13 protein-coding genes are annotated in these 12,772 nt (G+C 70.5%); 5 read left to right on the plus strand and 8 right to left on the minus strand.

Features of this window, described 5'->3' with window-relative positions:
- Positions 1–102 precede the first annotated feature (102 nt).
- On the minus strand, positions 103–276 hold the full coding sequence (locus ABEB07_RS12570; protein WP_164588557.1) for a CsbD family protein: 174 nt from the start codon (positions 274–276) through the stop codon (positions 103–105).
- A gap of 139 nt (positions 277–415) precedes the next feature.
- Here ABEB07_RS12570 and ABEB07_RS12575 point away from each other — a divergent pair, with 139 nt between their 5' ends.
- The gene (locus ABEB07_RS12575) at positions 416–586 is read left to right on the plus strand and encodes a hydrophobic protein (RefSeq protein WP_345668398.1); all 171 of its coding nucleotides are present in this window, start codon (positions 416–418) and stop codon (positions 584–586) included.
- Between the two features lie 181 nt (positions 587–767).
- Here the strand turns inward: ABEB07_RS12575 and ABEB07_RS12580 are convergent, their stop codons facing one another.
- The 3 genes from ABEB07_RS12580 to ABEB07_RS12590 form a co-directional block, all read right to left on the minus strand.
- Positions 768–2,627, minus strand: a complete 1,860-nt coding sequence (locus ABEB07_RS12580) for an ABC transporter ATP-binding protein (RefSeq protein ID WP_345668419.1) — start codon at positions 2,625–2,627, stop codon at positions 768–770.
- Between the two features lie 493 nt (positions 2,628–3,120).
- Positions 3,121–3,624, minus strand: a complete 504-nt coding sequence (locus ABEB07_RS12585; RefSeq protein WP_345668399.1) for a hypothetical protein — start codon at positions 3,622–3,624, stop codon at positions 3,121–3,123.
- Between the two features lie 198 nt (positions 3,625–3,822).
- Entirely contained in the window at positions 3,823–5,004 is a 1,182-nt protein-coding gene (locus ABEB07_RS12590; protein WP_345668400.1) for an epoxide hydrolase family protein, read from the minus strand.
- Positions 5,005–5,197: 193 nt separating this feature from the next.
- On the opposite strand from ABEB07_RS12590, the gene ABEB07_RS12595 reads away from it, so the two are divergent.
- Positions 5,198–5,773 (plus strand): CGNR zinc finger domain-containing protein, encoded by a 576-nt coding sequence (locus ABEB07_RS12595; RefSeq protein WP_176147571.1) that lies wholly within the window; start codon positions 5,198–5,200, stop codon positions 5,771–5,773.
- 79 nt (positions 5,774–5,852) lie between these two features.
- Here the strand turns inward: ABEB07_RS12595 and ABEB07_RS12600 are convergent, their stop codons facing one another.
- The 3 genes from ABEB07_RS12600 to ABEB07_RS12610 form a co-directional block, all read right to left on the minus strand.
- Complete coding sequence (locus ABEB07_RS12600) at positions 5,853–6,308, minus strand: dihydrofolate reductase family protein (RefSeq protein ID WP_345668401.1); 456 nt, start codon at positions 6,306–6,308, stop codon at positions 5,853–5,855.
- Between the two features lie 53 nt (positions 6,309–6,361).
- Positions 6,362–8,374, minus strand: a complete 2,013-nt coding sequence (locus tag ABEB07_RS12605) for a YncE family protein (RefSeq protein WP_345668402.1) — start codon at positions 8,372–8,374, stop codon at positions 6,362–6,364.
- Positions 8,375–8,516: 142 nt separating this feature from the next.
- Positions 8,517–8,972: a MarR family winged helix-turn-helix transcriptional regulator gene (locus ABEB07_RS12610; protein WP_176147573.1), complete on the minus strand. Its 456-nt coding sequence runs from the start codon at positions 8,970–8,972 to the stop codon at positions 8,517–8,519.
- A 124-nt stretch (positions 8,973–9,096) separates the two neighbouring features.
- Here ABEB07_RS12610 and ABEB07_RS12615 point away from each other — a divergent pair, with 124 nt between their 5' ends.
- Positions 9,097–9,960 carry an NAD(P)H-binding protein gene (locus ABEB07_RS12615; RefSeq protein WP_345668403.1) on the plus strand — a complete coding sequence of 288 codons (864 nt, stop codon included), beginning with the start codon at positions 9,097–9,099 and terminating at the stop codon, positions 9,958–9,960.
- A gap of 13 nt (positions 9,961–9,973) precedes the next feature.
- Here ABEB07_RS12615 and map read toward each other — a convergent pair whose 3' ends face one another.
- Positions 9,974–10,756, minus strand: coding sequence for a type I methionyl aminopeptidase (map, locus tag ABEB07_RS12620; protein WP_164588550.1), 783 nt, complete (start codon positions 10,754–10,756; stop codon positions 9,974–9,976).
- Between the two features lie 69 nt (positions 10,757–10,825).
- Here map and ABEB07_RS12625 point away from each other — a divergent pair, with 69 nt between their 5' ends.
- Entirely contained in the window at positions 10,826–11,131 is a 306-nt protein-coding gene (locus tag ABEB07_RS12625; protein ID WP_176147575.1) for a helix-turn-helix transcriptional regulator, read from the plus strand.
- A 260-nt stretch (positions 11,132–11,391) separates the two neighbouring features.
- The gene (locus tag ABEB07_RS12630) at positions 11,392–12,360 is read left to right on the plus strand and encodes a D-cysteine desulfhydrase family protein (protein WP_345668404.1); all 969 of its coding nucleotides are present in this window, start codon (positions 11,392–11,394) and stop codon (positions 12,358–12,360) included.
- The last annotated feature ends 412 nt before the right edge of the window (positions 12,361–12,772 follow it).

A 12,772-nucleotide genomic window follows, 5' to 3' on the forward strand; every position in this document is an offset into this window, starting at 1 on the left:
CGGTCGGACGGGCGCGCGAAACCGTACGGACATCGCGCTGAAGGGGCCTTTCCGTGGCGACGGAAAGGCCCCTTCACCGAGACTCCTGAAAGTCAGGAGGTGTCAGTGCTTGAAGGCGTCCTTGGTCTTTTCCTTGGCCTCGCGGGCGTCGCCGGTGCTCTTGTCGGCCTGACCCTCGGCGACCAGGCGGTCGTTGCCGACGGCGCGGCCCACGGCCTCCTTGGTCTTGCCCTTGGCCTGCTCGGTCTTCGCCTTGGCCTTCTCATTGGCACTCATGGTTCAGGGCCTCCTCGGAGCATCTGTTCGTTGTTGCGGTAACCCGCTCGTGCCCCGGCTGTCCCGTCACAAACAAAGGCATGATCGAGGAATGCGCATCGCAATGCCGGGCAATCGGAGGGTCAGGAGGTTGATAACTATGGTTCCCCTTTTGCTGGTCCTGCTTCTCGCGCTCATCCTTTTCGGCGCGGGCTTCGCCCTGAAGATCCTGTGGTGGGTGGCGACCATCGTCCTGGTGGTGTGGCTGCTCGGTTTCGTGATGCGCTCCACGAACGCGGGCGGCGGCCGCGGCCGCTGGTACCGATGGTGACCTGACACCGTACGCGCACACCTGTGGGGCCCGGCCGTGAATCGGCCGGGCCCCACAGGCATGTCCCGCGAGTGGTCAGGGAGCACATCGGGCGAAGGCGTCCAGAAGGGAATTGTGGGTAGGAGGATCACAGTCGGGGGCGGGACCGACGCGCGCGCCAGGAACCCGCGCGACCTCCACGTCAGGTCCCGTCCCCGACCCCGGCCTCCGGCTCGGACGTGATCTGGTAGGACAGCAACTGCTGGAAGAGCCCCGGCTGTTGGGAGAGCTGGACGTACGTGCCCTCCTGGACGATCCTGCCTTCGTCCAGGACCACGATGCGGTCGGCGACGGCGACGTTGGTGATGCGGTGGGTCACCAGCAGCACCGCCCGGTCCCGGGCGAGGTCGCGCAACCGCTGGAAGATCCGGTACTCGGCGCGGGGATCCAGGTTCGCCGTCGGCTCGTCGAGGACCAGCAGCCCGGCCTGGCGGAAGAACGCCCGCGCCAGAGCGATGCGCTGCCACTGGCCGCCGCTGAGTTCCTCCCCGTTGAGCCACTCGCGGGCCAGGAGGGTGTCCAGGCCGGCGCCGAGCTTGTCGACGACCTCATGGGCGTCGGCCGCCTCGCACGCTTCGCGGACCGCCGCGTCGCCGCGCGCCACGGGCTGTCCCTGGGTGACGTTCTCCCGCACGGTCAGCGGCCAGTGCGCGTAGTTCTGCGGCACCAGGGCGACCTGCTGCCACAACGCCCGCGGATCGGCGTCGCCGACCGGGACGCCGTCCCACAGCACCTGCCCGTCCGTGGGCAGATAGAGACCGCTGACCAGCTTCGACAGCGTCGACTTGCCGGAGCCGTTGAAGCCCACCAGCGCGGTGACCTCACCGCGGCGCAGGGTGAGGGAGACGTCGGACAGGGCGTCGCGGTCCTTGCCCGCGTAGCGGTGGGTGACCGACTTGACCTCGATCGTCCTCGGCGGCTCGGGCCGGTGCGGGCCCCGGCGCATCCGGAAGCCGCCGGCCTTGTCGAGGAAGCCGGTCCAGTCGTCCATGTACAGCCCCGTACGCACGGCACGCGCACCGACGGCCACCAGACCGCGCACCGACATCCCGACCGTCTGCAGGGCGAAGACGGCCGTGCCGGCATGTCCGACGGTGATCCGGCCGGTCGCGAGCAGCCATACGACCGCCGCCCACACCACCGCCGACCCCAGGCCGCCGCACACCGCGCCGACCAGGGACATGCGGGCGCCCTTGTCGGCCGCCGCCCGGTCCTCACGGTTGATCCGGGCGACCGTCTGCCGGTACCGGCCGGACAGGAAGTCGGCCATGGTGCCGGCCCGGATCTGGTCGGCGGCGTCCTTGGTGTAGATGTGCCAGCGCAGCACCGACAGCATCCGGTTGTCGCCGTTGCTGCGCAGGTTCGCCAGGTACCGGACGCGCGCGGCGCTGACCTGCGCCAGGGCCTGCGGCAGGCTCGCCGCGACGAGGAGCGGGAGCAGGACCCAGTGCACGCCGGTCAGGACGATCGCCCCGGCGAGGAAGCCGGCGCCCGAGGCGATCAGATCCTGGCCCTCGTTGATCAGGTCGCCGGTGACCTGGGCGCCGCGGTCGGCGGCCTCCCGGTCACGGTTGAAGTCGGGGTCGTCGTAGGCACATAGCTCGACCTCGGCGCAGCCGGTCAGCAGCATCTGCTCGGCCTCGCGCGACACCAGCGGGCCCAGCCGGGAGGACAGCCAGTTGACGGTGATGCCGAGGAGCGCGCGTACGCCGGCGGCACCGGCGAGCAGGGCGACGGAGGGCCACGCCTGAAGAAGCCGGTGGTAGACGTCTCCGTCGCGCAGCAGAGCGGTCAGGGTGCCGGCGATGGCGACCAGACCCAGGGCCTGCATCACGCCGGTGACGGTCTGGCACAGCAGGAGGCCGACGGTGGCCCGCCGGTCGACGCGCCAGGCGAGGCCGAGGGAGCGGCGCACCAACTGCGGCAGGCGCCGGGCCATGTCGCGCATCCGGATCGAGCGACCGGCCGCCTCGCGGCTGCCGGTCAGGTCGACGTAGCGCATCTGCGGCTCGGGCGCGGCCGGGTGGGAAGCGTCGCCCGGTGCGGTGGGGGACGCGGCTGGGGTGCTGCGCGGCCCCGGGACGCGGTCAGCCGATGCGTCGGCCGTGGACTCACTCATGCCGCCCACCCCGTATCCGGACCCGCTGAGCCGGGCATGCCGTCAACGCCGTGCGTGATCGCGCCGGGCCGTCGTTCGATTCCGGGAGGCTGCTGCGAGAGAGCGGGAGCGGGGTGCATGGCGTGTCCTCCGTCTGAGCGTCGGTGTGGCACTGATGCTCTAAAAACGCGCCGGATCCGGTCCCGTCACGGCCAGATCGGAGGGTATGCGGCGAACACGAGTTCCACGTCCCACGACGAGGCATGCGACCGCTGGGCGGCCTCGACTCAAACTCGTTCGATCAGGGCGGTTCACTCCTTCGGGGGGTTGCGGACGGCGCGCGGGCGCTGCCGGTGACGGTGTCCGGGCCGGACCGGGCGGGAGAGTGTCGGAATCGTCAGATACCCGGAGTCGTCGGCCCGCGCGACGAAGACGCGTCAGTCGGTGGCTGCCCCACTGTCTGCCTCAGCCAGGTGTTGTCGCGGAGTTCCGGATGCGCGGTGGTGATCAGTCGCACTGCTTCCGCCTTCGCCTCTTCGGTCAGTTCTCGCAACTCCGACCAGGTCAGTTGAGCAACTCCCCCCATCGGCCATGTTGTTGTCAGGGTGACGATCTCTGCCTCTCGACGGAACGCGTACTGGTGCTGGGTCAGGCTGGTCTCGGTCGCGAGGCTGTCATGGTCCATGAGCTCTCGGACCGCGTACTCGAGCATCAGGGCGAAGTCGACCACCGGGTGGCCCAGTGAGGGCACGCTGAGGTCCGCGCCGTGGATGATGAGCCGCCGGTCTGCCTTGAAGTAACGGAGACAGAAGTCCGAGGCGTTCAGGTCCAGGTGATCCGGGCGCCAATCCGGGGACCAGGACGCGTCGTCCGTGCAGGGCTCGAAGGCGAAGTCGATCATCGGTTCCTCCTCAAAACAGGTACCTGCGAAGCTCAAAAGCCCGTGCCGCGCGCGACGTTGTCGCCGAGGTGTCACACCGGGCAGTCACTACCACCACCGTCGGGCCCGCACCACATGCGGCACGCACCCCCGGCCTCACGCCCACGTCAACGCCACGCCCACGTCAACGTCAACGCCACGCCCACGCCGCCGACGACGTCATGACCGACTTCCGCCGGCGGCCAGCACTGCCGCGAGGCCCTCCCGCAGGTCCTTGACGAAGTACTCGGGCACCTCCAGCGACGGGAAATGGCCCCCGGCCTCGGGCGACCTCCACCGAACGATCCGCCGGAACCGCTCCTGCGCCCAGACGCGCGGACACTTCTCGATGTCGCGGGGATACACACTGATCGCCGACGGGACGTCGACCCGGAGTCCGGGATCGAGCGAGTCGTGGCTTTCGTAGTAGATGCGGGCCGACGACGCTCCGGTCCGCGTCAGCCAGTACAGGGTGACGTCGTCGAGGACGCGGTCCCTGGAGATCGTCTCGAACGGGCTGTCCTCGGTGTCCGTCCACTCGGCGAACTTGTCGAGGATCCAGGCGAGAAGCCCGACCGGTGAGTCGACCAGCGAGTATCCGATGGTCTGCGGTCGGGTCGCCTGCTGCTTCGCGTACGCCGCGCGATGGCGCCAGAAGTCGCGGGTCTCCTCGGCCCATGCGCGCTCGGTCGCCGTCAGCCCGTCCGTCGACAGCCCGGGCGGCGCCTGCGCGGTCGTGGTGTGGATGCCGAGAACGTGCTCCGGGAACCTGCCGCCGAGGACCGTGGTGATCACACCTCCCCAGTCGCCGCCGTGGGCTGCGAACCTGCTGTAGCCCAGCGTGCCCATGAGGTCCACCCAGGCCGCCGCGATCTTCTCGATCCCCCACCCGGTGGTGGCCGGCTTGTCGCTGAAACCGAAACCCGGCAGCGACGGGACCACCACGTGGAACGCCGGGGCGTCCGCGTCCTTCGGCTCCGCCAGTTCGTCCACCACATCGACGAACTCGGCGATGCTGCCCGGCCAGCCGTGCGTCAGGATCAGCGGAGTGGCGTCCGCGCGCGCGGACCGGCGGTGCAGGAAGTGGATGCCCAGACCGTCGATGGTGGTGCGGAACTGGCCGATCCGGTTGATGCGCGCCTCGAAGGGCCGCCAGTCGTATCCAGTGCGCCAGTAGTCCACGACGTCCACGAGATCGGCGCGAGGAACGCCCTGTTCCCATCGGCGGCGGCCGGTCGCGGCGCGGTCGACCGTCTCGGGTTCCGGCAGCCGTGCCGCGGCCAGTCGCGCGCGCAGGTCGTCGAGGTCGGCGTCGGTCGCGTGGACTTCGTATGCCCGCACGTCGCCGGTTCGGAGGTTCACGAGGCGCCCCCGTCGAGGCGGGCCGATGCGGTGATACGGCCGTGTTCGACGGTGGCCGCAGGGTCGGTGACGCACCCGTGCGCGGACATGAGACCTCCTGGTCGTCGGCGGAGCCGGAGCGAGCTCTCTGGGAACCGGCTAAGACGGTTCTAACACGCGCCGGTCGCGACGGACAACCGGCTAAGGTGGTTCCATGAGTGCTCGGTTCCCTGATTTCCGTCTCGGCAAGGTGCTGGCGACCAGCTTCACGGGGACCCTGTCGGAGCGGCACGGCGACGCGGTGGAGCGCATTCCCACCCCGAACCGACTTGTCGACTGGCTGGCGGTGAGTGGCCTCACGGTGGCGTCCTGCACCGCCGCCCAGCTCGAACTCGCTCGGGAACTGAGGGAATCGATCCACGCCGCCGCGACGGCGGCCGCACTCCGCGCTCCCCTCCCCGCGTCAGCCGTCCAGGTCATCAATGACCGCAGCACTCGGGGCCGGGCCGCGGCCGTCCTGACGCCCGAGGGTGCTCGGCGATGGCGACTCGGCCCGACTTCCTCGGTGGAGGACGCCCTGGGCGTCATCGCCGCCGACGCGATCAGCGTGATCGCGGGCGAACGGGACGGCAGGCTGGCTCTGTGCTCGTCGCCCACCTGCCAGGCGGCCTTCTTCGACACCAGCCAGAGCCGCACCCGCAAATGGTGCGACATGAACACGTGCGGCAATCGTCAGAAGAAGGCACGCTTCAACGCCTCCAGGAGCGAGAACTCCGGTTCGGCGAGGTAGTCGTCGTCGCCGCGCCGCGGGGATCGCGTACGTCGGCCGCGCGCCGAAGCCACGCCGTGGAACTGGGCGACCGGCCGGCTCAGCGGACGCGTCGTAGACGAGGGCCAGTGTGCCGTGCTCGCCCGCCGCCTGGCCGGCGAGCGTCCACCGCCCCCGCGGGCAGACCGTCGTCGAAGAAGCGGGGCCCGCCGCCGAGGAAGACCGGGAAGACGGTGAGCGCCAGCCGGTCTACCTTGTCGGCCGTCAGCAGTGCTTTGATGACGCTCGCGCTGGAGAGCACGAGAATGTCACCGCCTTCGCCGGCCTTAAGGTCCTCGACCACTTCGGCGGCCGACTTGTCGGCGATCCGGCTGAGCGGGGCCGCCAGGTCCCGCAGGGAGCCGGGCCGCAGCGCGTAGACGCGGCGCTGACCGATGCGCTCAAAGGTATAAGAACCCGCGTCGGAGGCCCGCTGTCCGCCCCCGGTTCCTCGCCCCGGTTCCTCGCCCCGGCTCCCCGCCCCGTGGCGATGCGGTCGACGAAGCTCCCCCACCACGCACGACGGCCGCCCCGCGGAGATCCGTCTGCGGGGCGGCCGTCGTTCTCACGTCAGTTGGTGAAGTAGAAGTACTTCCAGGCGCCGTGGGTCGTGGAGTTGACCGTGTCGCCCGACGTGCCGTTCACGTAGGAGGCGCGCACGCGCATCCGATAGCCCGTGTCGTGCGGGCCCGTCAGCGTGACGGCCGACTTGCCGTTGCCGCCGAGGCCGAAGTACTGCGAGCCCGCGTCGTACCACTTGCCCTGGTAGTAGAGCTCCAGGGACAGCTGGTGCCTGCGCCCCGGGTAGTAGCTCATCGTGGTCGTGAAGAGCGGGTTCGTCTTCTTGTGGTAGTACGCGTACGACGTCGAGCCGATCTTCGCCGTCCTGTACTGCTTCGAGAGCGTGGTCGAGACCTTGACCTGCGCGTACGCCGTGGACGTGACCGTCTTCGGCGCGTACTTGCCGTCACCCGCGAAGACGGCGGTCACCGTGGTGTCGCGGGTCATGTCGACCGTCGCCGACAGATCGCCCTTGGAGTTGACCTTGGCGGACTTGACCCGCTTCTTCGGCTTGTCCGAACCGAACGGGTCCACGTACAGCTCGACCGTGCGGTTCTTGTACGTCTTGCCGAGGTGGGCGGTGAACGAGACGTCCTTGCCGTACGCGTACAGCGCCTTGTTGTGGTTCAGCGTGAGCGTGGGCGCGGTCCGGGGCACGTCGACCTTGTCGGAGCCGGACGCGGCCGAGCGCGACGCGTCGCCCGCGTAGGACACCTTGTAGGTGACCGGGCCGCCGGCGGTCGGGGTGTCCGTGAAGGAGAAGGAGCCGTCCGGCTTCAGCGTCACCGGGCTGAGCGTCCGGCCCTTGGGCGACTCGACGTCGGTCCGGGTGACCGTGGCCCTGGTCCCCGCCGGGAACGCGCCCTTGGCCGCCACCTTGCCGGTGACCGTGAGCTTCTTGCCGAGCGCGGACTTCGCCGGGGCGTTCACGGTGACCTTGGTCGCCGACTTCGTCGGGTCGGTCAGCACCCGCAGGGCGTAGACGTTCCCGTACACGTTGGTGGTGAGGGCGAAGACACGGCTGCGGTCCGGGGCCCAGGCGAGACCGGTCTCGCTCAGGTCGTTCGTGGCCGTGGTGCTGCCGCCGCTGTACGGGAGGTCGTACGTGCGCAGGGCGGACGTGGCGCCCGACGGATAGACGAAGACCTTCGACGCGTACGGGGAGCTGCCGAGGGCGACCATGCCGTCCGGCGCGACGGCCACGGCGTCGACCCACGAACCCGTGTGGTAGGCGCCCACGAGCGACAGGTCGGCGGTCGAGAACACCTGGGCGGCGTCCTGCGGGGAACCGCCGCCCAGGATCAGCTTCTTGCCGTCCGGCGTGACGTCGAAGTCCTTGAGGAACGCCGGGGACTCGCCGAGGGGCACATCGGGGCCGGAGGCCACCTTCCGCGGTACGCCCGAGGAGACGTCGTACACGGCGAGCGCGACGGAGCTGATGCCCTCCTGGGCCGCGGCCAGCACATCCGGGGCGCCGGGGTCGGAGGCCAGACGCGGTGCGGAGTACCAGCTGTTCGCGCCGTCCGAGGGCAGCGTCACCTCCGCGTCGGGAGAGGACACGTCGATCGAGCCGATCTGGCCGCGGTAGGCGTCTTCCGGACCGTTGAACCCGAACCAGAGCTTGCCCCCGGCCATCGCCGGATACCTCGGCTCGATGCCCTTGCCGAGGGCGTACCGCTTGGTCTCGGTGAGCGTGGCCGTGTCGATGGCGGCGATCGCTCCGGCCTTGGACACCGCCGCGTACACGGTGTTGGAGTCGGTGGACAGCTCCAGGCCCATCACACCCGGCAGCGAGCCGATCGTGCGGACGACCTTGCCGCTGTAGTCCGTCGCGACGATCTTGCCGGACGTCGGATCGCTGAGGAAGATCCGCTTGTGGACGCCGTCCACCACCATGTCGCCGCTCGACTTGATCGGCAGCGGAGCGCTCGAATCGGCGGCGGCCGGGTTGGCCGCACCGCCGACGAGCACGACGGAGCTGAAGAGGACCGCGAGCGCCGTCGCGGTCGCGGTTCTGCGCATGCGCAAAGTTACTGATACCCCCACGGTGAAAGGGGCCGCTCGACGCCCGGCACAACAGACAGGGCGGCGGCCCGCACCGCAGGGTACGACATCGCACCGACACGCACGTTCGGATATGTGGGGAGGGGTGCGAGCGGGTGGGTCAGGCGCCCGCCGGGCGCCCCTGGTCGACGGGCTCGCTCAGCAGGCCGCTCGCCGTCCGGTGGACCTTCGCCAGGGCGCTGAGGAGCGATGCGCGTTCGGGCTCGGTGAGGTCGGCGGTGACCCGCTCCTCGATCAACCGCCGTTCCGCCTCGACCGGTTCCTGGAGCGCGCGCCCGGCGTCGGTGAGCCAGAGCCGGACGAGGCGGTGGTCCCGGTCGTCGCGCCGGCGGGTGAGCAGCCCGGCCGTGGTCATCCGGTCGGCCATCTTGACCACGGTGGGAGTCGTGACGTTCAGCGCGGCCGCGACGTCGCCGGGCGTGCGGCCGTCCCGCTCCCACAACACGGCGAGCAGGTAGTTCTGTCCGACGTGCAGTCCATGGCGGCGCATGGCCGCGTCGGCCAGGGCCCGGAGCGCCTTCGACGTTCTGCCGTGCAGATCCAGGAACTCTGACATCGGGGCCTTTCGGTGACGTACGGGAGCGGAGGCGTGCACCGCAGCGAAGTCGATTGACGGCTAATCATTCACCGGCTAACGTTCTTTCAAGTTCATTAGACGGCAAACGATTAGGGGAGCCCTCATGATACTGGTCACCGGAGCCACCGGGAACATAGGCCGTGAACTCACCCGCCAACTCGACGCGGCTGGCGCGGAGTTACGTCTCCTCGTCCGCGACCCCGCCCGCGCCGCACGGCTGCCGGAACGCGCGGAGCGCGCCGTCGGCGACCTGGGGGACCCCGCCGCCCTGGCCGCCGCCTTCGCCGGCGTCGACGAGCTCTTCCTGCTCACCCAGGGCATCGGCACCGACCACACGGCCGCCGCCGTCGCCGCCGCCGAGGCTGCCGGGGTGCGCCACATCGTGCACCTGTCCTCCTTCCACGTCGTCTTCGACCCGATCCCCGCCATGGGGCGCTGGCACCACGAACGCGAGGGAATCATCCGCGCCTCAGGCGTCCCCGCCACCTTCCTGCGGCCCGGCGGCTTCATGACCAACGCCCTCGACTGGCTGCCCACCATCCGCGAGGGGAACTACGTCCTCGACCCGATCGGCCCGGGCCGCTACGCGCCGATCGACCCCGCGGACATCGCCGCGGTCGCCGCCCTCGCCCTGACCGAGGCCGGCCACCAAGGCAAGGAGTACGCCCTCACCGGCGACGAGACCTTCACCGTCACCGAGCAGGTGCGGATCATCTCCGAGACGGTCGGCCGCGACATCGAGGTGCGGGAGACGGCCACCCCGGCCGAGGCCGTGGCGTCCCGCTTCCCCGCCGGAGCGCCCCAGGCCCTCGCGGACGCCATCACGGAGGGCTTCGCCCTCATGCGCGCCGACACCGTCGGGTTCCGGACCGACACCGTGCGACGGCTGCTCGGACGGGGGCCGCTGACGTTCGCCGACTGGTGCGCGCGCCACGCCGACGCGTTCCGGCGACCCGGTACGGCCTGAGCCGCCGTACCCCTTACGGCCGCACCCGCGTCGGCAGGGTGAGGATCTCCGCGCCGTCGTCGGTGATGGCGATGGTGTGCTCGCTGTGCGCGGTCCGGCAGCCGGTCGCGCTGCGCAGCGTCCAGCCGTCGGCGTCGGTGACGAGGGTGGCGGTGTCGGCCATGACCCAGGGCTCCAGGGCGAGCAGCAGTCCGGGGCGCAGCTTGTATCCGCGGCCGGGCCGTCCGGTGTTCGCGATGTGCGGGTCCTGGTGCATGGTCGAACCGATGCCGTGGCCTCCGAACTCGGTGTTGACCGGGTAGCCGGCCTCGCTGAGCACCGTGCCGATGGCGTGCGAGAGGTCACCGACGCGCGCCCCCGGCCTGGCGGCGGCGATGCCGGCGGCGAGTGCGCGTTCGGTCGTCTCGATCATCGCGACGCTCTCCGCCGGTCTGGCCCCGCCCACCAGGAAACTGATCGCGGCGTCCGCGGCCACCCCGCCCCGGGACACGGCGAGGTCGAGCGTCAGCAGATCGCCGTCCGCCAGCGCGTAGTGATACGGCCGCCCGTGGAGCACCCGGTCGTTGACGGCCGTGCAGATGTAGTGCCCGAACGGGCCGCGCCCGAACGAAGGCGCGTAGTCGACGTAGCAGGACTGCGCTCCCGCCTCGGTGATCATCTCCTTGGTCCACTGGTCGATCTCCAGCAGGTTGGTCCCGACCGAGCTGCGCTGCTTCAACGCGTCGAGGATGTCGCCGACCAGGGCGCCGGTGTCCCTCGCCCGTTCCAGCCGTGCCGAGTTCAGGATCTCGATCATGGGGGCCTGCCTCCCGTGTGCGTCCAATAACAATCCCGGTCCAACTGTACCGGTATTAGAATTGGGGTCATGGTCAGGTTGCCGCTCACCCCCGCCGAGGTAGCCCGCGGACAGCGTCTCGGCGCCCTGCTCCGCCGAGCCCGGGGCCGCCGCTCGATGCTGGACGTGGCGCTCGCCGCACACATCTCGCCGGAGACGCTGCGGAAGATCGAATCCGGCCGGGTGGCCACTCCCGCCTTCCCGACCATCGCGGCGATCGCCGACACGCTCGGCCTGTCCCTCGACGCCGTATGGGCCGAGATCAGCCAGGCGGAGCACACCGCCGAGGAGCAGCCGGTCCCGCCCGCCGCACGGCGTCCGTCGCTTGTCTCGTGACGCCGCACTGAGCGAGCCGGCGGCCGACCGGAGGCCCCGAAGCCTCGCCGGCCGGACGACGTTGAGCCCGAGGCATACCGCGGCGCCGTCCTGTCCCCTCCTTGACGGGCTACGGCTGGTCGTCCAGGACAAGCGTGCGACGACACGGCCTCACCGCTTGTCTTCCAGCCCCGGCCCGGGTGCGCGGCCGATTCTGGGAGACTCGGCTCGCTGGGGACTTCGTGCGGTGCGTATGCCGCGATGCGGTGAGGGAGTGCGTGGTGGAGAAGGTGACGTTGGCGGCGTGGCCCACACCGATGGAGGCGGCTCCCCGCTGGGCCGCGGAGATCGGGCTCGCCCCGGACGACCTGTGGATCAAGCGGGACGACCTGACCGGCCTCGGCGGCGGTGGCAACAAGGTCCGCAAGCTGGAATGGCTGGTCGCGGACGCCCTGCGGCGCGGCGCCGACACCCTCGTCACGACGGGTGGGCCGCAGAGCAACCACGCCCGGCTCACCGCGGCCGCGGGCGCACGGGCGGGTCTGAAGGTGGTGCTGGTGATACCCGGCGCCGGCCGCCCGGACGAGCCGGCGGGTAACCTGCTCCTGGACGCCGCTCTCGTCGCCCGCGTCGTGTGGGCGGGGGACGCCGCCCCCGGGGAGCTGACCGGGCACGCCGAGAAGACATGCGCCGAGCTGCGCGCCGAGGGCGCCGCGCCGTATCTGGTGCCGTTCGGCGGATCCAACGCCCTGGGGGCCCGCGGCTACCGTGAGGCGGGTGAGGAGATCCTCGCCCAGCAGCCTGCCGTCCGGCATGTCGTGACCGCCCTGGGGTCCGGCGGCACGATGGCCGGTCTGGTCGCCGCCCTGGGGGCCGAAAAGGTCCTGGGCGTCGATGTGGGCGCGCTCCCCCGTCCCGCTCCCGTCGTCGCCGCCTTCGCCTCGGAACTCACCGGCAGCGAGGTCGCGGCCGGCCGGCTGCGCACCCGGGACGACCAGGTGGGCCAGGCGTACGGCGTTCTCCACGAACCCGTTCTGCGAGCCGTCACGACGGTGGCGCGCACGGAGGGCGTCATCCTGGACCCGGTCTACACCGGACGCGCCGCAGCGGGACTGATGGCCGCCGTCCGGGACGGCGACATCCGGCCCGGACAGCGCACGGTGCTCCTCCACACCGGCGGTCTGCCCGGCCTCTTCGGCCACGCCGAAGCAGCACGCCGCATCGGTCAGACCCTGCACACCTACCCGTGACACGGTCCTCGCCCGGCGGTGGCGAGAACGCGGAGCACTGGTTCCACGGAGAGTTGACACGCCTCGTCGTGATCCGTACAGTCCTCCGAGTTGTCCGACGTGAGAGCCGACTCCGGTCGGCGCCTGGACGACCATTCCGCACGTACCCAGCCTCTCGACGACAGTCGTGTCATACGCCTGTTGTCATTTCATTGGCGCGAGTATTTACGGAATGAGGAATCCGCGTTCGCGAGAACGCAGCCCCGGTTCGCACGGGGGCACGGAATCCGCTAAAGTCTCACTCGTCGGAACGGCCCAACGGGCCGGGAAGACAGCCCCGCTGACCGGGGATCAGGTCGAAAAAGATCTGATAGAGTCGGAACCGCCGGAAAGGGAAACGCGGAAGCGGGAACCTGGAAAGCACCGAGGAAAT

This window comes from Streptomyces similanensis (assembly GCF_039543625.1).
GTDB classification, from domain to species: Bacteria; Actinomycetota; Actinomycetes; order Streptomycetales; family Streptomycetaceae; genus Streptomyces; species Streptomyces similanensis.